The sequence below is a fragment of the Nostoc sp. UHCC 0302 genome (genome assembly GCF_038096175.1).
Taxonomy (GTDB): Bacteria; Cyanobacteriota; Cyanobacteriia; order Cyanobacteriales; family Nostocaceae; genus UHCC-0302.
This window is the reverse complement of sequence record NZ_CP151099.1, coordinates 1,589,032-1,611,377: the sequence shown is the minus strand read 5'-3', so window position 1 is coordinate 1,611,377 and position 22,346 is coordinate 1,589,032. Positions and strand designations below refer to the sequence as shown.

Here is a 22,346-nt window from a genome sequence, read left to right as displayed (position 1 = left end):
TACAGATATGCTAACCGAGAACATGGAAAGCAGATAACTACTTCCCCTTCTCCTTCTCCTTTCTCGCTAACGGTGTGATTACTGCTCTCCAAAAGGCAATACAAGAAGTCTAATGATCAGCCGTTACGCAAATAAACTTGCACAGATAGCTTACAGATTCTGTATATGAAATCACTATCACTATTAAAGTAAATGAATAAAGTCGAACCTAGTAGACCTCTGCTATATACAAGGTAGGGCTTCGCTACACTTACTGAGAGCAATGGCAGAAATTGGCGAGAAATCCTTAATAATTCTTCAGGATTAGGTATCATAAAAATATAAGTCAATCCATTTCTGTAAAGTGTAAGCTTATAGACCCTTCTAGCTGGCAGAGTCAAATTGACCGCGCACCAGATGGGTTTGCTGATACTTATGATCAGATTTAGGAGCTAGCAAAACGTGATCAGTGCTGGAATACCACCAAGCTTCACCACAAGGTTTACAAGCCAGTGCGCGAAGCAACCTGGTTGAAAGGTAGTCATGTTTTTCCGATGAAAACTCAGATTTACAAGGTTAATACATTGAATTTTATTCTCAGTGATTAGTGTAGTGATTGCTGCGGCTATTCAAGACAACAGTTGCGCCTAATTTGTCACTAATCTATCCAATGTTGTATTTAGTTTTTCGCATTGGGAATAATTCTAGAATGCTTCGCTATTACACGTTTTAATATTTATAAATTTATGGATTTAGTTCAGGTTGAAACAGATGCACCTGTTAGTCTAGAAATTGCTCCGATTGCTTCCCCATCACCAACACTTTCTCCAGCCTCAATACCTAGCCCTCGAATTTCTAAAGATGCCATTCGTAGGAGTTTGAAAGCCTCTACTGTCGATGCTATTTTCGCAGCGGCTTTCACTATTGGGACTGGTGGAATTTTGCTTGGTAATTTCTTGGTGGAGTTGAATGCAAGTCCAGTGGTGTTTGGAATGCTTTCCTCTATCCCCATGTTGGTGAATCTGATTCAGCCTTTGGGTGCGTACTTGTCTGAACGTACCACTAGCCGCTTTCAGTATGCGTTACGCACTCATGGGATTGCTCGGCTACTATGGTTGATTTTAGTACTTGGCATAGCCATGTCAAGTTGGGGATGGCTTAATTCGGAGCAATTGGTAGATTTGACGCTTTTGATTGTCGTCGTCACTCATCTTTTAGGAGGACTAGGAACTGCATCCTGGTTCAGTTGGATAGCAATGCTAGTTCCACGGCGATTGCGAGGCAGATATTTTGGGCTACGCAATAGTGCAACCAACTTAACCGAGTTTATCTGCTTACCCCTAGCGGGTTTAGCTGTATCACATTGGTACGGAGGGGCTATTCAAGGTTATGGAGTGATTTTGCTACTAGGCATTGTGTTTGGAATTATCGGCTTGGGATGTCAGTATTTCCAAGTGGATATGAATCCACAATCACAAAACACTCATGGCGTCAGCTTACCTCAAACAAGTGAGATTGAGTTAGATACTGTATCAGATGAACCAAGCGGAACTTCTGAACCGATTTCTCTACCACAGATAGAGACTCCACAAAACGAGTTAGTTAGCAGCGTCTGGAAAAACTCCAATTTTTTGATGTTTTTGGTTTATTTTGGCTCATGGACGCTTGCTGTTAGCCTCAGCGCCCCGTTTTTTAACTTCTATATGCTTGATACGCTGAGTATAGATGTGAGCTGGGTAACTCTCTACAACAGTTTACGAGCCGGGGCGCATCTGCTAATGCTGATTATGTGGGGTAAATTAGCAGATAAGATAGGCAACCGCCCTATTCTAATTTCTAATGGAATTCTAATTGCAATTATACCGTGGCTGTGGCTGGCAATTGGTTCTACTCAGCTTGATCTCTGGTTATGGTTACCGCTGTTACACATTTTTATTGGAGGTGCTTGGGCGGCAATTGATTTGTGCAGCAACAATCTCCAGATAGAAATTGCGCCAGTTAAAAACCAGTCTATCTATTTTGCGATCGCAGCTGCTGTTGCTGGGGGAAGTGGTGCGTTAGGCGTAACTATAGGTGGCTTTATGGCTCAATTTGCTGGGTCTTTTGGCATTCTACAATTGTTTGTTGTATCAGGATTTTTGCGATTAGCAGCACTTATTCCACTAATGATTAACAATAAGCCGAAATCGTTAGGTCAAGATAGTAAAGATCAGGAATGTAGCAATCCTGCTTAATCTCTGAAAATAGAAATCCTCAGATTCCCGACTTATTAAATAAGGCGGGAATTTTATTATAAATTTTTTATTTATATCGAGTTTAACGTATTAATATAAAGTAGTTTTTGTCAATAAGCTGACGTTGCAAACCTATAACTAACGCATAGATACGAATAATCAAGAGTTTAGGTAATACCATTTCATTTTAATAATGATACAAATACTCTGGTAGGGGCATGGCAATGCCATGCCCTTACGAGAAATCTATATGTATCAGGATTTTCGTGAATTGGTATAAGAAGTGCCACCTTTACCTTTTTATACCATTTAGCTTGAAAAGTGATCCAAATATGTTGATAGTGACATGACAATGCCGTGCCTGACGATAAATCTGTATGTATCAAGATTTTCGTGGATTGATATTATACTCCTAGTTTTAATGGAAAAATTTTCTGTGTACGCCCTGAAACGAAACTGATACTGATACAATTGCTCAAGCAAGTAGATTATATTCTCAAATTTTTAATTTTTCATTCCAAGGTGTTTCAGAAAAAGGAGACTGCAAATCTAGCGCTATTAAGTTTAGCTTGTAGGCTTTTTCAGCAAAGTATCATGTACATACTTAATAATCATTTCTATCTGATTTGTCTTGGTTTGATTTCACTTACGCCTTTAGCAATTTGCTTGGGAACTGTTTCCCAAAAAGACACACCAATAAAACAACTTTGGGTTAGTGTTGAAGCTGCAAAAGGACAAAAAGACAGTACATCCAGAATTTCGGCGCTAGAAAAACTAGTCAACGCTGGTGTTCCTCTAAATAATATTCCTCTAAAGGATGCCAACCTTTCCCATGTCAAGCTCTCTTCTGCCAATCTAAGTAGCGCCTACCTTGTAGGCGTCAACCTTTATCGTGCCAACCTAAATAGTGCCAATTTGAAAGGAGCCAACCTAGAAGGAGCTAACCTTATAGGAGCTAACCTTGAAGGAGCTAACCTTGAAGGAGCCAAGCTAAGTAGTGCCAACTTAAGTAGCGCTAACCTCAAAGGTGCTAATCTCAAAGCTGCCGATCTCTACCGTGCCAACCTTTTTAGTATCAACCTAACAGGCGCTAACCTGAACGCAGCCGACCTCTCCCGTGCTAAGCTCTATCGTGCCAACCTCAGTAATGCTGACCTTGTAGGTGCAAAGCTTTCTCGTGCTGTGCTAGAAGATGCGAAGCTGTTCCATGCTCAGCTTTCCCGCACTACTCTTTTTAGTGCTGACCTCACAGGTGCTGACCTTTTTAGTGCGAACCTGAACGCAGCCGACCTCTCTTACGCCAATCTTAAAGATGCCAAGCTTTCCATCACTAACTTAAGTAGTGCCAACCTCAGTAATGCCAACTTAAGTAGTACCAAGTTTTCTAGTGCCAATCTTACTAGTACTAACCTGACTGCTGCTCAACATCTAACTCTTCATCAGATAAAAACTGCTAAGAATTGGGATAAAGCCTGCTACGATCCTGAATTTCAGCAACAACTAGACTTGTCTCTAAAAATTACACACAATGCTGAGCAAGATTGTTCCTCTGACAGTTACTAAACTGTCAAAATTTCAACAGTTGACAGTTGACAATTGACAGTTGATAAAAAGAATTACTGATTACTAATTAATACCTCTTGAATCCTGCTCACTATCAACTATCAACTGTCAATTGATAAGTAGGGGGGGTCAACCTTAAATGAGCCAATTATCAATTGATAATAATTTATTTTTTAACTGATATCTTGCGTTAGTAAATAATATAGTTTCTCTAGAATATTACGATATATAAAATTAGGATTGTAATTGCACTTAAGCGCTACTACGTAGCTTGCTTCCACGAAGTGGTACAATGTGTTGCTTTCATTTAAGCAATTGTTATAACTTTGAGGCACAATTTAAATAGTTGCGATCGCACAGAATTGCTATATTCTCACAATTGATATAAGTAAATGTAAACTGCTAACGGAAAGTATAATAATGCTTTTCGTTAGCAGCTAAGGTTAACTAGCTATAAATCCTCAAAACGTCAAAATTACGCTCTTTGTAATTGACACAACAATAAACCAAACCACTGATTTGGATCTGTCCACACATTCAGAGGTATTAAACCCTGCGTGGTTAGTTGTTGCTGAAGGATGTCAAGGTTGAATTTGCGAGAAATTTCAGTGAGTATAGTCTCACTTGCTGCAAAATTAACCGTGAGGTTGAGCGCGTCTAATTTTACTATTTGCGATCGCAAACTTCGTAAATGCATCTCTATTTGATGCTCAGTTTCGTTGTAAAAGCAAGAGTGTTCAAACTGCGTCGTGTCAAAATTTCCCTGAAAGCGCCGATTTAAATGCTCCAGCATATTAAGGTTAAACGCTGCTGTTACCCCTTGGCTGTCGTTATAAGCTGGTTCCAAAATATTTTTTGGTTTTTGTAAATCTACCCCCAATAATAAATATTCACCTACCTGTAAGGGTTCTATAATTTGAGAAAAGAAGACATCACACTCTTGGGGTTTGAGATTGCCTAAAGTGCTACCAATAAAACAAATCATCCTATTAGGTAGTTGCGTTGGTAGGATTTGTGCCAGAGCTAATTCATAGTTTCCTGCTGTTGCATAAACTTGCAGTGAAGGATAATCTGCTAGTAACTGCTTAGCACTACTTTCCAAAATACCTGCACTTACATCAATTGGCAGATAGCGCAGGGGATAACCTAGCTGATTATAGGCATCTAATAAAATTCGGGTTTTGGTAGAACTGCCACTGCCAAGTTCCACTAATTCACAAGCGCCAGTTATTTTGGCAATTGCTCCAGCACACTGCTTTAAAATCGCCGTTTCTGTACGTGTTAGATAATATTCTGGCAACTCACAGATTTGCTCAAACAACTCAGAACCACGGTCATCGTAAAAGTAAGCGGGAGGTAGAGATTTTGGCGTTTGAGTTAAACCTTTAACTACATCACTTCCTGCACTAGGCGCAACTATTCGGGTTGCTTCGACCAAACGCTGTATCTGCAAGCGGTTTTCAATACTGTTTTGGGAAGAGAACTGGCTGCTTACAGCTTTAGATACTGACATTTAACCTCCGTATGCTTGGGGTAATGGTTGCTTTTGAGAACAAACCCTTACCTCAACCAGTGAAACACATAGTGATAGCCTATAAAATCATTTCTGAGCTAGTTTACTCAAGCTTTAGAGTTATGTAGGAGAATTCAGGAGTAGAGACGCGATTATACTCTTACGAGAAGACGCTCTTCGAGCGCCTACGCGTCTCTAGAGGAGTCAGAATTTATTATCTCCTCATCTCCCTACTCAGCACTCAGAATTTATTATCTCCTCATCTCCCTACTCAGCACTCATCCCTGTACTAGCAGCACAGCGGAACCCTGCAAAAATCTGGCGCACGCCAGGATGATACCAGTTGCGAAAACTAGAACGCAGTACCCAAGAACGAGTTGCCCAACTCCCGCCTTTTAAAACGCGGTGCTGTTGGTCAAAATAAACTTGTGAGTAACCGATGTAAGGGTAACTTTGAAAACCGTCATACCCAGCGAACCAAGAAGCTGTCCACTCCCAGACATTGCCTAGAGTGTCGTATAAACCATAGGCACTTTGCCCAGCAGGGTAGGTATCTACTGGTGTTGTCTTACCGATTAGGCGATCGCAATTACAATTTTCTGATTGGGCTGTTGGTTCTTCATCACCCCAAGGATATGTGCGGCGACGATTGGCATTAGCATCCCAACTAGCTGCTTTTTCCCACTCAGCTTCTGTCGGTAGCCGCTTGCCTACAAACTGGCAGTATGCTTCTGCCTCATACCAACTGACACCACAAACTGGATGATTATCCCATAGGCGTAGCTTGCCGCCGTAGGCATCGTCATTGTACCAGTAGAGAGGTTGTTGCACCTGCTCGGTTTGTAGCCATTGCCATCCAATTTGTGACCACCAGCGAGGATTTTGGTAACCTCCTGCTTCCATGAATGCCCGATACTGTCTACAAGTCACAGGGTAACGGTCAATCCAATAGCTATCCAGATAAACTCTATGGACAGGACGCTCATTATCCAAAGCATCACTTGAGTCACTCCCCTGCTCAAATTCACCTGCCGGAATTAGAATCATCTCGGTGGAAGGAGTGGGAGAGTGGGAGAGGGGCAGGGAGCAGAGAGGCTGAGGGGCAGGGGGGCTGAGGAGAGAAGGAGAATAACTAGTAACTTTTGACTCTTGTACAGACGCGATTAATCGTGTGTCTGCTCCTGACTTCTGTACAGACGCAATTAATCGCGTCTCTTGACTCTTGACTAATTCCAATACAAAACTAATAATTTCACAGTGTTGGCTTTCATGCTGAATCAAAAAGCGCCAGAGACGTTGTTGCTGGTCAATATCAGCTACTTTAAAATATTCAAAGACTTTTTCTCTAACTGTGTCTAGGTAATAACGAATTTCCTCTAAATTTGGTAATAAAACACGTTCTGATTTGGGTAAACCATCAGCGGCAAACAGCCTCCGATATTCTGGGAACAGACAAGGTTTACTGGCGCTCCGCTCTAGCAACCATAAAGACTCTGTATAAGCAATATGCCCTAAATGCCAACCAACAGGGCTAAAGTCAGGATGAGGCTGACTACAGAATGTGGCTTCATCTATACCTTCAAACAGTGCGAGGGTTTTAAAACGACATTCATCAAAGGCTTGAAAAATAGCCTCTTTTACACTATATTTGCTCAACTTTGATATCACAGTTTTCTCCCACACTGATGATGCTATTTTCTGGAAAAGCAATCCAATTAGCGACAAATAATGGTTCAGAAGCAATGATGACAGATTTAGGGAAAGTTAAATCATCTTGCAGCCAGTACAGCGATGGTGCTGGTGAAGTGGTGGAAAAGCGGGAGGCAATCAAGCGATTTCCATCACTAAAAACTACGTTTGCAGAAACTTTTACTTGATGGCGTTTTGCCATCTCTAAAAGCGTTAATAACGTACTACGTAAAGCATACTCTGGAGGTCGATGTTTGTTATTTTGTGCCTGCGAAAGTAGTAATGCAAAAATATGTTCGGAATCAGTACTACCATTAATTTTTTCGTAAAAATCGTGATTCAAAACACTACGAATTTTTCTGTGTAATGTTTGCCGAAAATTTTCTATCCGTCCATTATGAATAAATAGTAATTGTTGATAATTAAATGGTTGACAATTAGCAAAATCTAGGGCTTGTCCTGGTGTGGCACTGCGGACATAAGCAAGTACACACTTGGACTCAACGTAACGGCTAAGATGGGGCAGATTTATGTCATTCCAAATAGGCAGCGTATTTTTATAAGTAAAAGGTTCGGCCTCTTTTTGACTATGATACCAACCCACGCCAAAACCATCTGCATTTACTACTCCAGATGACATTTCGCGGGGTTGGTAACTCTGAACTATTAATGAATGTTCTGGTTTATACAAAAGATGCTCTAGAGAGACAGGCGAACCTAGATATGCAAGTAAACGGCACATGATAAAAATAAGTAGGTAGGCACCGAACTTTTCTACTATGTAACAAAATCTTAAGTTGATAATCTAGAGCTAAATTTTACACGATGTGTGTTGTGATTGTTTTTTTTTCCTCTAGCTTGAACACCATTGATGACGGCGTAAGCGAGATCTAGCTCATCATCAAATGCTTGCCCGGATAACTCATCTTTCTTGAGATGTTGCCATTCCAATTCAATTGGATTCATTTCTGAGCAATATTTCGGGAGAAAAAAGATGTACAAACCCTGACTTTCCCATTTTTTCCACAATTGTTGAACTTCTTGGCAGCGATGTATTGGCCCGTTATCTTGCACAATCACGCTGATACGTCCAGTTTCTTGGGCTTGTTTGGCTTCTTTCTCCATCATTTCTATATAAGATTTACGGTCAACACCACCGATAACTAAACCGTAAACAAAACTGATTAAAGGTTGGAGAAGCCCGATAATACTTAATCTGCGACCACGGCGTTTAGTCTGTTCTAACCGTTTTTGCTCACCTCTAAAGTAATATGTATAACTAGGTTCGCTCCACATACAGAACCCTGACTCGTCTAGGTATTTCAGGTCTATTTCACCAGTGGCAGCAGCTAATTCCAACATGTCTAGGTCTGCTTGCTTGTTTGCTCGTGCTACTGGGTCTTGTTTTCCTTTATGGCTTTTCCTTGTCCGTTTCCAATCGACCCCCTTTTTTTGAGTACCCGTCTTAATCTGTCGGCACTCATCTCAACGTTGCGTTCTGTTTTCAACTTCAAAGCTAACTGAGAACTATTGTATGTGCGTGGCTCGTTTCTGAGGCATTCTTCTAAAAATATCATGTCATCCTCAAGCCACTTTGGTTTCCCCCCTCGCCCAGGAGATTCCCAAAGCCCTTCTGTGCCCAGTTTTTGCCATTGATGCAAAACTTTTGTGACTGTTTTTTTGTGACAATCAAAGTGATCTGCTATCTTCTCTACATACCAACCATGTGCATTTAGCCTGATTATTTCCGCCCTGTCTTTGACTTTCTGTGGTACATCCTGTTTTCTCAGATTTAGTAAAGTTTGGTCTTGCTCAGGAGTCAGAAATACCCTTAAACGCGCACCCATACACCAACTACCTTGTAGATGCATTATCAGTCTTTACATATCTTAACATAGCTGACTTTTTTGGCACCTACCTACTTATCTGCTTTTAATTACTATATAAAATAAGCTTACTCACAGTAAATCTTAAGTACTGGCGTGACAAGTCTAAAATGCTGCATCAAAATCCTCTGTTTTTGAAGTTTCAAAAACGGCATAGATATGCTTATAGCGATTCTCATTTGCATAAGCAATACGCTTCGGGAAATACAACTAGCTGTACTATCCGAAGCGTAAGCGTATTCATCTATGGTTAATTATTTATTTACTCAGCACTGTTTAACCAAGCAACTGTAATCCTTTAATTTGCAAGTTATGCTCGATGTGCTGCATTTCCTCGATTGTCTCTCCAGTAACTATTCCGTAAATATCGGTGTGGATTTTTCCGTATTTGATTTTCTCTAGCGCCGACAGGATGATAAAGTCTTTACGTTCTAGTTCTGCTTTTAAGGTGACTAAAATAGATTCCAATGACCCAACCATGCGATAGTCACTAGAATATTTAGCTACTTCTTTTCCGATTCCTAGTAGAGTATGGCGCTGTAAGCAGAGTGGAGTCGAGCCATTAACTCGGAAATTAGCATCGATCGCAAAAAGCTGTCCATCTTTATCTTCCAACACGTCAAAGCCAATAACGCCGAAATAACCGTGCTGGTGAGCATACTGACCAATAGCAGCAATCATCTCAGAAAATATACTCATGTCAGTTTTGCGGTAGTCAATCAGTCCCCCTAAATAGTTTCCTTCTGGGGTAACGAGTTGGGTTGTAGTACCAATGAGCGTTATATCTCCCGTTTTACCGACATAAAACTGCACGCAGTAGTTCTGTACGGCATTCTTGACGAACTCCGAAACAATAATTGTATCTAGTAACTCAATTTCAAGATATTTTTTCAGTTCTTCCAAACAGTAATCCAAATCGCTGGCGCTCTTAATAATATATGTACCTTCTCCTGAGAGTCCGTGAGAGGTTTTAATTAAATATGGGAATTGTTCTGGTAGATGAATGTCTTCGAGATTAGAGGTGTGAAGATTGTAGCTTTCGTATTTTGGACATGGCACTCCCAATTCTGCTAACGTCACTTTGCTGAGCAAGTGGTAGTGGATGTCTGGATCTACGGCGTGTTTTTCTTGTTTTAGATGATCAAAGGGAAATAAAGTGATTAGTTTGTCAAAGGGTTCGCGATCGCGTAGTATGCGCTTTGCACTCAGCGACTCCGTACCCCTATCGGGAAGCAAGCTACGCGCAGCGTCCTGAAGGGCAGGAACCTTGCTTTGGCTGAGATCATCTAGATAAGTCGAGCAATCGAATATTTCTATATTGGAATAGCTAAAACCAAAATGCTCCCGCCAGTAATCAATCAACAATTTTCGCGGCGGACTAATAATAATTCCTGGAATGGCATCGCCTAAAACAGCCAGAATTTTCCAAGGTTCCTTCTGGCAAATCTTGTCAAAAGAGGTTTTGGTAGCTTCACTACTGCCATCTTGAATAAAGTATTTTTTCCTGTTGGGATAAGCAGCCCAACTAGCAGTTGCAGGATAATTTAAGATGAACGCATAACGTGCATCTGTAATATCTGATGCAAACAGATCAGAAAGAGAACTCCCTTGAAAGTAATGAAAGTCGTATTTTGAATTCATGTCTAGTTTAAATTTAACTATAGCGATTCTAAATTCTCTGTAACACCTCTCTTTGGTAAGAAGATACAACTACCATTGGTATCAAATTAAGCATCAAAGCACCTCGTAACACCATTTCAGGTTAAGGTTGATGCAAATAGGGGGCAGGGGAAGTAACAATAACTATTGCATCGGCGTGCGATTTTAACGCAACCTCTTACATTAGCAATGTATTGACTCACATTGTTAATGCATCAACTTACATTGGCAATGTATCGACTTACATTGGCAATGTATTGACTCACATTGTTAATGCATTAACTTACATTGGCAATGTATCGACTCACATTGTTAATGTGTTGGCATACATTGCTTATGCATCAGCTTACAAAAATTGAAGTACCCTTTTTTTAAACTAGCCCTCCCTGCTCCCTGACTCCTGTAGAGACGCGTAGACGCTCGAAGAGCGGCTTCTCGTAAGAGTATAATCGCGTCTCTACTCCTGACTCCTGGCTCAGCACTGCTTCAGTAACGCTTGGTAAACGCAGCTACTCTATCTTGCCCTGCGGTTATATAAGCACAAGCCATATCTGATGAGTTATGCGCCCAACCAACTCGTCCTTGACGGTCTATGAGAATACACCCAGCTTCTCCCTTAACCTTGGATGCTAAAGCGTCAATTGCCATTTGTGCCGCTTCGTCTGGGTGTCTGTCTCCAGTCAAGAAATCAATTGCAGTTTTAGCCAAAACTACCGGGATAATTGACTCCCCATCACCAGTTGTTGAACAACCGCCAAATTTATTATCAGCGTACAAGCCAGAGCCAACTAGTGCGCTGTCACCAACGCGACCAGGTGGTTGATTCATAATGCCTCCAGTTGAAGTACCAGCAACTAATGTGCCGTTAGCATCTAAAGCTACACAACCAATGGTGTTGGGACGATCAATAACTTCTTGTTCTTCTTCCCACTCTTGCTGTAACTCATCGGCAATTAAGTCTTCTTTGGCAATCATCTCAACTCCATTATCTGCGGCAAAGCTTTCAGCATTGCGGGCTACTAAAAGCATGGGTTTAGTGTCCATAATCTTCCGTGCCAAGGAAACAGGATGACGCACACGTTGAACAGCTGCTACTGCTCCCCAACTTAAAGTACTACCTTCCATGATTGCTGCGTCTAATTCTACTTCTCCTTTAGAATTGAGAACCGCCCCGAAACCTGCATTAAATGTTTGGTCAGATTCCAAAACTCGGATAGCTGCCTCAACAGCTTCTTCAGCAGTCCCACCGTTTATTAGCACTGTCCAACCAGCTTCGGCTGCTGCTGTGCAACCTGCATTATTAGCTGCTACTTTCTCTGGTGTGATGGTTTTTGCTCCACCGTGAACAATGATAGTTGGTATCATATAACTCTCTTTAGGTTAGTAGGAATTTTGGGAAACTACGTTTTGTGCTTCCGGGATTGCCTCAACGGTTTCATCTATTAGTTGGAGCGATCGCACCTTTAAAGTTTCTAAACCTAAGCCCTTTGTTGCTGAGATAAAGACAGCTTGTGGATAGTCTTGCTGTACTTTAGCTAAAGTTTCGCTATCTACTTGGTCAATTTTGTTAAAAGCAATCAAACTTTTTTCTGGAATTGTCGGCATATCTTGGAGTATTTCTTGCACACTAGCAATATGGCTTGCCCAAGCTGGATGGGATAAATCCACGACATGAAGTAAGACATCTGCCTCAACTACTTCCTCTAAGGTGGCACGGAAAGCATCTATTAACGATGGCGGCAATTCGTGAATAAATCCTACAGTATCTGTTAACAGAATTGTCCTACGCTCTTGAGTTTCTGGTTCTGTAATTACCACTTTGCGGGTTGTTGGATCGAGAGTGGCAAATAGTTGATCTGCTGTGTAAACTTCTGCGTTAGTTAACACATTCAGCAAAGTGGATTTACCTGCATTGGTATAACCAACTAATGCCACAACTGGAATTTCTTGCTCTTGGCGTTGGTGGCGGATGCGGGCGCGATGGGCTTGTAATTGGTTGACTTCCTGCTGTAGTTGGGCAATTCGTCGCTGAATCACTCGCCGTTCCGTCTCTAGTTTGGTTTCGCCCGGCCCCCGTGTACCGATCCCCGCCCCTAATCTAGACATTTCCTGACCGCGACCGCGCAGGCGAGGTAACATATATTCGAGTTGCGCTAGTTCTACTTGTAATTTTCCCTCTTGAGTGCGAGCGCGTTGAGCGAAAATATCTAAAATTACTCCTGTGCGGTCTACAACTCGAATGCCAATTTCGCTTTCTAAGTTACGGGCTTGAGATGCAGATATATCTCGGTCAAAGACAATCAAATTAGCTCCTAACTTTTGAGCCAAAAGGGTGATTTCTTCAATTTTTCCTTTTCCAACAACTGTTTGCGGGTGAGGATGAGAGCGTTTTTGCCGCATTGTGTCGAGTACAATTCCCCCAGCACTTTCTACCAGACGCACAAGTTCTCCAAGTCCATCTTCAAATCGTTGGGAAGAGATATTGTCTGTTTGCACTCCCACCAGCAACACTCTATCTTGCTCGGATACAATTTTTTGCGATAATAATATTCCATCTCCGGCTTCAGAGATTTCTTTCTCCCATTCCTGAACTAAATCGTCAAAGTCTAGTTCAGTTATGTCATCTAAACTTAGAGGAGGTGAAATTATCCAAGGAGTTTCTAAATCAGGAACAAGGTTTGCTAAAAAACCTTCTTTGGCTTGGCGATCAGCTTTGCTGGTGCGCTTCGCGCAATCGCTTACATTTAACATAACAAGAGCATCTAGCCGCTGGCGTTGCATTGCAATCAATGCTGCTTGACTTGGTGGTTCTGATGTAAATTGAGTAGTAAGGCAATGAATTCCACTCAAGCGTTTTGCGCTGTGACGGGGTAATTCTTCCGGTGGTATTTGGGTTTGACTTGGTGTACCTACAGCAACTCGAATGACTTGTCCGCGTCGATTGATATAACAACAAACTGGTTGATGAATATCTGTACTGATTGCAGCTAAGGCTTGGGCAAACTCCGGCGTAACTAGTCTGTCTCCTGGCTGTCGCTCTTCGTAAAGCTGTTGTAATTCTTTAAGTTTGCTCGTCTTTATGCCCTGAATATTTCCATAAACTTTGTGCATAATATTAACTTGGAAATGTTATATAATCTCAATCAGTTAATACTTGCTTTATTTTAATTAAAATTAATCTGCCAAATGTAATAATCTAACAACCTTATTAAATACTCCAAAAGAAAGTTTGTCTAATACTAAAAGTCTTTAAAGATGTAGAAATGTAAATTTAAAATGTGTTGTACTTGAGATATTTTGATATTTTAGACAATTGTCGAAGGTGAGGTTTGGGGCATCGCACTATTAAAATTAAAATCCTCAGTAGAGACGTTGCAATGTCTCTACTGAAGTTATCGGTTGTGCAAATTATCTTATCTCAGGCGTATTGCGGTACTAAGGGTCTTGAACTTTGACCACATCAAATTTAGAACAGCCGGGAGCATTCAATACATTCCCAACCATCTTTTTATCTGAGGGTGAGACATTTCCTTGCAGGTCAACAGTTATATAACCACTGGGTCGAGAAATCCAGCTACTAGCTTTTAATTCTAAAGTATTAGGTATTTCTGGTGAATTGAAAATTGTATAAATTCCTTTCATTCTAAAAGAACCAGAAGGAACAGTTGGGTTACTAGCATGAGCTGAAAATAGAAAAACAGCATCAATATCAGTTGTGCTTTTAGCTGCAATCACTAATTTTAAGTTTGTTAAACCTTGAGCGCATAAATATGTTCCTTGCCAAGTCCCATTTAAAAATGCTACTTGAGAGGCACTTTTAGATAGTTGCTTCGATTGATGATCAGCAAATGTTTGAGTTTTATCCTGGCTATCCTCAGCTATTACAGCTACTGAATTAGGCAAATATGAACTAGATAATAGTGCAGTAGTTGTTAAAATTATTAACTTGATAGTATTTATGTAAGTCTTCTTAACGTCTTTTGTAGCAATTTCTGATTTGAATAATACTAAGCATTTTGAAACAATACTGAGAATATAGTTCACAATTACCTCGCCTCCTAAAAAAGAAAATATAGTATAAATTTATGCAAAATTCGAACAAAAGTACATAATTTTACATATAAAATAGAATATTAGTAACAGTAAAGATATCTGTCATACTGTCGTTACAAATGCTCGCGTAGGTTGCCAAAATTAGAAACGCAGAGATGATACGACTTAACGAAGAACACTTGCAAGCCATCCGTACCCACGCCGAAAGTACTTATCCCGAAGAGTGTTGCGGTATAATTTTAGGTTATCTAGCTAGTGAGGGCAAAACTGTGGTAGAAGTAATGCCAACAGAAAATGCCTGGAATACAGAGATAGCGGATGATTTTCTAGGTGATCGCACAGCAGAAAGTAAAAAGCGGCAATATGCGATCGCACCATTAGTTATGTTACAAGCACAAAAAGCAGCACGGGTGCGATCGCTGAATATCATTGGTATTTTTCACTCTCATCCCGATCATCCTGCCATACCCTCAGAATGCGATCGCATATACGCTTGGCAAGGCTACTCGTATATAATAGTTTCCGTCCAAAACGGCAAAGCTAGAGAACTCAAAAGCTGGAGTCTTGATGATACTCATCAGTTCCAAGCTGAGGCAATTGAAAACATAATTTAACTGGGCTGAGTACTGGGTACTGGGAAAATGTTCCAACATTTAGGTGAGGTCAAAGCAAATTCCATAATTTTTCCGTTTTTATTCCTAATCGCTAATCCCCAATCCCCCAAACCATAGATATCGTTTTTCGATAGGATTAATATTCCCCTCTTCCACATCAATAGATTACTGCTATGCTCAATCCCAATCTGGATGAAATCCAGTTGACAAAAGACGATTACGAACGCTACTCCCGGCACTTAATTTTACCGGAAGTGGGATTAGAAGGACAGAAACGCCTAAAAGCTGCCAGTGTTCTGTGTATCGGTACAGGTGGATTAGGTGCGCCGCTGTTGTTATATCTCGCCGCGGCGGGTGTCGGTCGCATCGGTATTGTTGATTTTGATGTCGTCGATACTTCTAACTTACAACGGCAAGTAATTCACGGCACATCTTGGGTGGGTAAACCCAAGATTCAATCAGCAAAAGAGAGAATTTTGGAGATTAATCCTTATTGCCAGGTTGATCTGCATGAAACTCGTCTCACTTCTGAAAACGCCCTGGAAATCGTCCAACCTTACGATATCGTTGTGGATGGTACTGATAACTTCCCCACTAGATATTTAGTTAACGACGCTTGCGTATTGTTAAACAAACCTAACGTCTACGGTTCAATTTACCGTTTTGAAGGGCAAGCCACTGTATTCAACTACGAAGATGGGCCAAATTATCGTGACCTTTACCCAGAACCACCACCACCAGGAATGGTTCCCTCCTGTGCAGAAGGCGGCGTACTGGGAATTTTGCCAGGAATTATTGGTGTAATCCAGGCAACAGAAACGGTAAAAATTATTCTGGGACAGGGCAACACCTTGAGTGGACGGTTGTTGCTATATAATGCTTTAGAAATGAAATTCCGGGAGTTGAAACTGCGTCCCAATCCTATCCGCCCAGTAATTGAAAAGCTGATAGATTATGAACAATTCTGCGGTATCCCACAAGCTAAGGCAGAGGAGGCGAAACAGCAGATGGCAATTGAAGAAATGACTGTCACAGAGTTGAAGGAATTACTTGATAGTGGTGCAAAAGATTTTGTACTGCTAGATGTTCGTAACCCCAATGAGTACGACATAGCTAAGATTCCTGGTTCAGTGTTGGTTCCCTTACCAGAGATTGAAAATGGGAATGGCGTTGCCAAAGTGAAGGAAATATTAAACGGTCACCGCTTGATTGCTCATTGTAAGATGGGCGGGCGATCGGCAAAAGCTCTCGGCATCCTCAAGGAAGCCGGGATTGATGGTACGAACGTCAAAGGCGGAATCACCGCTTGGAGTCGGGAAGTTGATTCGTCAGTTCCAGAGTATTAAGTAAGGATGAGGGGGATGAAGAGGATGAGGGACATAAGGAGGATAAGAGGGACAAGGGGAATAACTTCCGACTCCTGACTTCTGACTTCTGCCGTCTACTCCTCTACTCCCCTGATGACTACCTCAAAATCTCATTACAATATTCTCTGGGTACAAGTTTCGGCATTGGCAGTTGTGCAGGGGGCAATTACTCTCGCTTGGTTGATTTATAACCTATATGTACCCCAACTTTTAACTCTATTTGGTTTTCCCGCCTCGTTAGCAATTGGCTTGCTGATATTTGAAAATGCCTTGGCTGCGGTGATGGAACCACTGATGGGTGGACTTTCGGATCAAGCTAGGCGCTGGGTAGGAAGTCGTTTTCCCTTTATCTCGTCAGGTGTGATTCTGGCAGCGACTTTGTTTATTGCAATACCATGTATTGTGATATTTATCCCACCAACTACCGTGATTCGCTCGCTACTACCAATCACATTGGTAGCCTGGGCATTGGCAATGACAGTATTTCGTTCTCCAGCTATTTGTCTATTGGGAATGTATGCAGCACCAGCTGAGTTACCCTTGGCAGGAAGTTTTGTGACTTTAGTCGGTGGTGTTATCGGGGCTTTTAAACCAGTTGCCTCTAAGTTTCTTCTCAGCTTAGGGCCAGTTTTGACTTTTGCGATTGCTTCTTTTGTGCTGCTGGGGGCTGCGGCTGTCTTGCGGTTAGTCAATCCTCCTGAAACCCCAGTTGATAAACACCTAGCAGATACAGTCAAGTTACCTTTACTAAAATTAGCTTTGATTTTGACAACTGGTTTTAGTCTAGCCTGGGGTATCCGGTTTCTGATGGATGTCTTGGGCAAGCTGTTAAAAGTACAGTTTAGTACTGATAATATCGATGTGCCGATGGTATGGATTGGATTAGCGATCGCTTTTGCAAGCATCCCCGCTGGAGCCTTAGCAGTTAAAATTGGTAACCATTCAGCAATGTTAACTGGTATCTGTGCAACCATTTCCTCGTTACTGGTAATGGTATCTGTGGGCGCACAAATTCCTCTAATATTATTAATAGTCGCAGGTTTTAGTCTAATTATTAACGGGGCAATTCCTTTTGCTTTAGAGCTAGTGTCTCAACGCTGGTCAGGATTAGGAATTGGGACGTATTTTGGTGGATTCGCTTTAGCGATGAGTTTGTTTGCAGTAGTGTTTCCTCACCAGCAAGGAATGACATCTTTTGGTGGTGCGATTGGGTGTACATTAACTTTTTTGCTAGCTGGAATTTGCATTGCAGGGAGTAGTATTTTTGAAACGCAAAGAAACACAGAAGTTAATAAGTAAGAATAAAGGTATAACTCTGAGCGGCGGCTTCCGCCAAGCAGAAATTCAGAGAGATTGTGGCGAGAGCAAACACAATCAAGTTTTTAGTAAGAACTTTGACAGCGTTTTTCTGGCAGCAGAACCCGGTTTCTAGCATACAAAAACCAGCATTCATGAAGAATACCAAAAAGGCTGCGATCCCAATCGGATTACTAGAGCATCTGTTGTAAATATTCTTCATAACCGATTTGTTCTAGTTTTGCTTGCTTTGCTAACACCGATTCAGATAAAGTTTGGCGATATTGCAGCACTTTTTCTAGTAATTCTGGTTGCCCAGTTGCAAGAATTTGCACAGCTAAAAGACCAGCATTTTTGGCATTACCTATTGCTACTGTTGCCACTGGGATACCCGCTGGCATCTGTACAATCGAATACAAAGAATCAACGCCTTGCAAATTACGGGTGGGTACAGGAACGCCAATCACAGGCAGAGGCGTGAGAGATGCTACCATACCGGGGAGATGAGCAGCACCACCAGCACCAGCGATAATTACTTTAATGCCACGTTGGTGGGCAAGTTTAGCATATTGCACCATGCGTTCTGGGGTACGATGGGCTGAAACGATCGCCACTTCATTTTGTACACCAAATTCGTCACAAATTGCGATCGCGTCTTTCATAGTGGGCAAATCCGAATCGCTGCCCATAATAATGCCAACCAGAGGAGTCATAATAATTAAAAATTAAAAATTGTTAGAGCCAAGTATTAAAGGTGGCTGATGTCGTTCATCATCTCATCTATTGGCCTAGCTTTGCTTGATTAATTGGCATAAATTACATCTAAAATCGGGTCATATTCAGATATTTTCTCGTGAAGTGATGAGCAAAGCAGCACAAAGTACCGTAGATATTATTAATGCTAGAGTTCCTGGTTACAAGGATTTGCAGATGCTCTTAGTGAATCAAGAGAGCATAATTGAGCAAATCTTGCCAATGACAACAGTAGAAGCACACAGCCGTAATACCCAACTGGATGTTGCAGGTGATTGGATTTCTTTGGGCGGTGTCGATTTACAAATTAACGGGGCGTTAGGATTAGCATTTCCTGATTTAAACACAGAAAATGCTCATCTGCTCCCAAAAATATCCCAATTCTTATGGGATGTCGGGGTAGATGGATTTTTACCGACATTAGTGACAACTTCTATAGAAAATATACAGCGATCGCTAGCTGTCATAGCAGATGTTTTCCCTAATCAACAAGCAGGAGCGAAGATTCTCGGAGTACATCTAGAAGGCCCATTTTTAAATTTCCAAAAGCGCGGCGCACACGCAGCAGAGTATTTGTTACCCCTAACAATTGAGGAAGTAAAACGGGTTCTGGGCGATTATGCAACGCTTGTAAAAGTCATCACTTTAGCACCGGAGTTAGATCCCACTGGTGTAGTAATTCCATATTTGCGTACCTTGGGTATCACGGTGAGTTTAGGACATTCGCAAGCCACAGCAGCTCAAGCAAGACGTGCCTTTGAATTGGGTGCAACAATGGTAACCCACGCTTTTAACGCTATGCCACCATTACATCATCGGGAACCAGGGTTATTAGGTGCAGCCATAATTGATCCTGATGTGATGTGTGGTTTTATTGCGGATGGTCAGCACGTTTCACCTACGATGCTACAAATCTTACTCCGCGCCAGTGAGTACAAGCAAGGGCTTTTTCTGGTTAGCGATGCCCTTGCTCCTTTAGGATTACCCGATGGGGTGTATCCTTGGGATAGCCGACAAATTGAAGTAAATGATGGCACAGCACGATTGCCTGATGGCACTTTATCAGGGACGACTTTACCTTTATTGGTTGGAGTGCAGAATTTGGTGAAGAGGGGAATTTGCGACGTGGAAACTGCGATTATGTTAGCTACGGATGCTCCTAGACAAGCAATTGGTTTACCAGGCATTACTTCAAATCAACCTGCTAATTTATTACGTTGGCATTGGAATAAAGCTACAAAAGAACTAACTTGGCAGCGATTACTAAGCTAAATTTTGTCCTTGCATATTGCAGTTCTGTATCAGCCTACAGAACCTTACAACGAAATTTAAAGTTAGTGAAGTACACAACCTAAGTCTTATGGTTACTGAGCGTAGTCGAAGTAAACCCTTACTTAAAGACTGTTTTACTTCAGGATTCTGACTTATGAATTCTGCTGTATCTTCTGGGATTTTCGATTTACTAACTTTTTAGAAAAACAGACACCGATATACTGCAACAGCTTTTACATGAAAGCTATTCATCTTCGTCTCCTGCTGGCCGTTCGCTACCACTTTGTTGGGCGTTCCACTCCACCACAATACGTTCCAACATTTCAGACTGCGTACAGTTATTAACATCTGCGTAGGTTTTAATTAACTGTCTCACTTTAGGACTAATGTAGCGTATCTCTAGTTGGTTACTTTCAGCCATGTCCTTTAAGGTTGGGTATCTACTACGTATGTTGAACTATTAAACTATGTCTCTTCTAATAAGCTTTGTTAATAGAAAACACCCCCTATCGGCTGCTATCCCCAACGTCACTAATGCAAAAACAACACAATCATTAAATTGGTGCTGCTTGTTTAAGCCATAGTTATGTTCTAGCAAAAAAGGCGATAACTTTATTTTAATGCAGGCGATCGTCCACTCGTTTGGTTTTTCCAAAAGAAAACAGAGAGGGACTTTTTACCCCTTTGCTTTGAGACTATTTGTAGTTATAGCGGTTCTCACTTGAGTCAAATACAGAGCTAATCCCCCAGATTAAGCCTTCAAGCCTCTTTACTAGAAGCAAAGAGGTCAAACTATATTGCATACCAATGAGAAGCGCTATAGTTACATCTATAATTTTATTTGACCAGCATTGGTTCTGGCTCAGGCTGCACAGGTACTCTCAATGGGTCGTAGCCTAGTTGTTGAGTAATTCTTTCCCTAGCTAAAGCGCGATACTCCCAAAAATGTTCTCCAGCAGCACATAGGCCTAAATACATATTGAGAACTTGCGGCTTTGTCCGCAGAATTATCCATAGTTGTCGCCAGAACTGCAAGCGAATTTCAGGTCGCCGTATGCCCTGATGCCAGATTAATTGAGCAACAAGCCGCAACCCTTTACCTGGAGAAAATTGCATCGTTTGCTTTCGCTCTGCTAGGGAGCCGATACTGAGACATTGCTGAAAACAGCGTCTGAGATAATTTCTGGGTTCATATAAAGTCCAGAAGCCTTCTACATAATCTTTAGCAACTTCATCAATTGAGCGGGTGGGGATGAAATTCATTAAGGTGTTCTGGTCACCCAACTCAGTACCACCAATACCTTCTACTAAACGCTGCTCTGTTTGCAAACGGTTCCATAGAGCAGTATTAGGCAACGCTTGAAGGATACCCAGCATTGGTTGAGGAATACTGGTTTGCTCAACAAAAGCTTGAATTCGTTCTCCTGCTCCTGGGCGTTCTCCATCAAAACCAAGGATAAACCCTGCATAGATGAGCATCCCTGCATCGTTGATTTTGCGACAGGCTTCGATTAATGGATTACGAGTATTTTGCAGTTTTTGTGTAACTTGCAGGCTGTCTTGGTCAGGAGTTTCTATGCCGAGAAAAACTGCATAGAAGCCTGCTTCATTCATCAGATGCAGCATTTCATCATCTTCTGCCAAATTCACAGAAGCTTCAGTGATGAAGGTGAACGGGTAGTCGTGCTGCTTCATCCAAGGAACCAATTCTTTGAGGAAGCGTTTGACGTTACGCTGATTGCCAATAAAGTTGTCATCAACGATAAATAGTGATCCTCGCCAGCCTAAATCATAAAGAGCTTGCAACTCGGCTATGGCCTGATGAGGCTCTTTAGTGCGTGGTTTCCGACCGTAGAGGACGATGATATCGCAAAATTCGCAGTTGAAGGGGCAACCGCGAGAAAACTGCATAGCCATCATTAAGTAGGCATCCCGTTGCAGCAGGTCAAAACGCGGCATTGGGCTTTGGGTGACATCAGGTTTTTCCAAAGAGCGAAAGATTCCTTGCTCTTTACCGTCTTTGAGGGCTTCGAGAAATTGTGGAACTGTCAACTCCCCTTCATCCAAAATTAAATAATGCGCTCCAGAGTCTAGGGAATCTTGGGGGATTGAGGTAGGGTAAGGGCCTCCGACTGCAACTTTTTTACCTAATCGCACCGCTTTTTTAATTAGGGCATGGAAATCTGGTTTTTGCACCAGCATTGCAGAAAGAATTACTAGGTCACACCACTCCCAATCTGCATCTGTCTCTTGATTAACGTTGCGATCGCAAAACCTAATTTCCCAATCTTTGGGTAAAAGTGCTGCTACTGTAATGATCCCCAGTGGTGGTAGAACAGCTTTAAGTCCGGCGATTTCCATGAAGCGATCGTAAGACCAAAACGACTGGGGAAACTGAGGGTAAATTAATAGTGCTTTCATAAAATCCTTTTTGCACAACTTCTTGTACTACGAACACCCATCAAAAG

At 41.7% G+C, this 22,346-nt stretch carries 18 protein-coding genes and 1 pseudogene; 7 read left to right on the top strand and 12 right to left on the bottom strand.

Annotation, left to right across the window (positions count from 1 at the left end):
* The first annotated feature begins 725 nt into the window (after positions 1 to 725).
* Positions 726 to 2,213, top strand: a complete 1,488-nt coding sequence (locus tag WKK05_RS06640) for an MFS transporter (RefSeq protein WP_341528978.1) — start codon at positions 726 to 728, stop codon at positions 2,211 to 2,213.
* A 594-nt stretch (positions 2,214 to 2,807) separates the two neighbouring features.
* On the top strand, positions 2,808 to 3,776 hold the full coding sequence (locus WKK05_RS06635; protein WP_341528977.1) for a pentapeptide repeat-containing protein: 969 nt from the start codon (positions 2,808 to 2,810) through the stop codon (positions 3,774 to 3,776).
* A 475-nt stretch (positions 3,777 to 4,251) separates the two neighbouring features.
* On the opposite strand, the gene egtD is transcribed toward WKK05_RS06635, so the two are convergent.
* The 5 genes from egtD to WKK05_RS06610 all read right to left on the bottom strand — a co-directional run bounded on the left by egtD (position 4,252) and on the right by WKK05_RS06610 (position 10,505).
* The gene (gene egtD, locus WKK05_RS06630) at positions 4,252 to 5,289 is read right to left on the bottom strand and encodes an L-histidine N(alpha)-methyltransferase (RefSeq protein WP_341528976.1); all 1,038 of its coding nucleotides are present in this window, start codon (positions 5,287 to 5,289) and stop codon (positions 4,252 to 4,254) included.
* Positions 5,290 to 5,556: 267 nt separating this feature from the next.
* Complete coding sequence (gene egtB / locus WKK05_RS06625) at positions 5,557 to 6,957, bottom strand: ergothioneine biosynthesis protein EgtB (RefSeq protein WP_341528975.1); 1,401 nt, start codon at positions 6,955 to 6,957, stop codon at positions 5,557 to 5,559.
* Positions 6,932 to 7,720, bottom strand: a complete 789-nt coding sequence (egtC, locus tag WKK05_RS06620; RefSeq protein WP_341528974.1) for an ergothioneine biosynthesis protein EgtC — start codon at positions 7,718 to 7,720, stop codon at positions 6,932 to 6,934. The genes egtB and egtC overlap by 26 nt, the downstream gene beginning before the upstream one ends.
* A 50-nt stretch (positions 7,721 to 7,770) precedes the next feature.
* Positions 7,771 to 8,825, bottom strand: a protein-coding gene (locus WKK05_RS06615; RefSeq protein ID WP_341525019.1) for an IS630 family transposase whose coding sequence is annotated in 2 segments (ribosomal slippage) — positions 7,771 to 8,430 and positions 8,433 to 8,825 — 1,053 coding nt in all. Because the reading frame shifts where the segments join, the coding sequence is not laid out codon by codon here.
* Between the two features lie 315 nt (positions 8,826 to 9,140).
* A complete protein-coding gene (locus tag WKK05_RS06610) occupies positions 9,141 to 10,505 on the bottom strand; it encodes a carbamoylphosphate synthase large subunit (RefSeq protein WP_341528973.1) in 1,365 nt (454 codons plus the stop codon).
* A gap of 212 nt (positions 10,506 to 10,717) precedes the next feature.
* On the opposite strand from WKK05_RS06610, the gene WKK05_RS06605 reads away from it, so the two are divergent.
* A complete protein-coding gene (locus WKK05_RS06605; RefSeq protein ID WP_341528972.1) occupies positions 10,718 to 10,882 on the top strand; it encodes a hypothetical protein in 165 nt (54 codons plus the stop codon).
* 127 nt (positions 10,883 to 11,009) lie between these two features.
* On the opposite strand, the gene WKK05_RS06600 is transcribed toward WKK05_RS06605, so the two are convergent.
* The 3 genes from WKK05_RS06600 to WKK05_RS06590 form a co-directional block, all read right to left on the bottom strand.
* On the bottom strand, positions 11,010 to 11,888 hold the full coding sequence (locus WKK05_RS06600; protein WP_341528971.1) for an isoaspartyl peptidase/L-asparaginase family protein: 879 nt from the start codon (positions 11,886 to 11,888) through the stop codon (positions 11,010 to 11,012).
* A 15-nt stretch (positions 11,889 to 11,903) separates the two neighbouring features.
* On the bottom strand, positions 11,904 to 13,634 hold the full coding sequence (hflX, locus tag WKK05_RS06595) for a GTPase HflX (protein WP_341528970.1): 1,731 nt from the start codon (positions 13,632 to 13,634) through the stop codon (positions 11,904 to 11,906).
* Positions 13,635 to 13,958: 324 nt separating this feature from the next.
* Positions 13,959 to 14,567 carry a hypothetical protein gene (locus WKK05_RS06590; protein WP_341528969.1) on the bottom strand — a complete coding sequence of 203 codons (609 nt, stop codon included), beginning with the start codon at positions 14,565 to 14,567 and terminating at the stop codon, positions 13,959 to 13,961.
* 164 nt (positions 14,568 to 14,731) lie between these two features.
* Here WKK05_RS06590 and WKK05_RS06585 point away from each other — a divergent pair, with 164 nt between their 5' ends.
* The 3 genes from WKK05_RS06585 (at position 14,732) to WKK05_RS06575 (ending at position 17,856) form a co-directional block, all read left to right on the top strand.
* Complete coding sequence (locus WKK05_RS06585; RefSeq protein WP_341528968.1) at positions 14,732 to 15,190, top strand: M67 family metallopeptidase; 459 nt, start codon at positions 14,732 to 14,734, stop codon at positions 15,188 to 15,190.
* A 173-nt stretch (positions 15,191 to 15,363) separates the two neighbouring features.
* Complete coding sequence (gene moeB / locus WKK05_RS06580; RefSeq protein ID WP_341528967.1) at positions 15,364 to 16,536, top strand: molybdopterin-synthase adenylyltransferase MoeB; 1,173 nt, start codon at positions 15,364 to 15,366, stop codon at positions 16,534 to 16,536.
* Between the two features lie 114 nt (positions 16,537 to 16,650).
* Positions 16,651 to 17,856 (top strand): MFS transporter, encoded by a 1,206-nt coding sequence (locus WKK05_RS06575; RefSeq protein ID WP_341528966.1) that lies wholly within the window; start codon positions 16,651 to 16,653, stop codon positions 17,854 to 17,856.
* Between the two features lie 52 nt (positions 17,857 to 17,908).
* On the opposite strand, the pseudogene WKK05_RS06570 reads toward WKK05_RS06575, so the two are convergent.
* Both WKK05_RS06570 and purE read right to left on the bottom strand, forming a co-directional pair.
* A pseudogene (locus WKK05_RS06570) lies at positions 17,909 to 18,040 on the bottom strand (hypothetical protein); the annotation flags it as partial.
* 7 nt (positions 18,041 to 18,047) lie between these two features.
* Positions 18,048 to 18,566, bottom strand: a complete 519-nt coding sequence (purE, locus tag WKK05_RS06565; RefSeq protein WP_341528965.1) for a 5-(carboxyamino)imidazole ribonucleotide mutase — start codon at positions 18,564 to 18,566, stop codon at positions 18,048 to 18,050.
* A gap of 148 nt (positions 18,567 to 18,714) precedes the next feature.
* On the opposite strand from purE, the gene nagA reads away from it, so the two are divergent.
* Positions 18,715 to 19,878 carry an N-acetylglucosamine-6-phosphate deacetylase gene (nagA, locus tag WKK05_RS06560; RefSeq protein ID WP_341528964.1) on the top strand — a complete coding sequence of 388 codons (1,164 nt, stop codon included), beginning with the start codon at positions 18,715 to 18,717 and terminating at the stop codon, positions 19,876 to 19,878.
* A gap of 244 nt (positions 19,879 to 20,122) precedes the next feature.
* Here the strand turns inward: nagA and WKK05_RS06555 are convergent, their stop codons facing one another.
* Together WKK05_RS06555 and WKK05_RS06550 are read right to left on the bottom strand one after the other, a co-directional pair.
* A complete protein-coding gene (locus WKK05_RS06555) occupies positions 20,123 to 20,299 on the bottom strand; it encodes a hypothetical protein (protein WP_341528963.1) in 177 nt (58 codons plus the stop codon).
* A gap of 416 nt (positions 20,300 to 20,715) precedes the next feature.
* Entirely contained in the window at positions 20,716 to 22,299 is a 1,584-nt protein-coding gene (locus tag WKK05_RS06550; RefSeq protein ID WP_341528962.1) for a B12-binding domain-containing radical SAM protein, read from the bottom strand.
* Positions 22,300 to 22,346 lie beyond the last annotated feature (47 nt).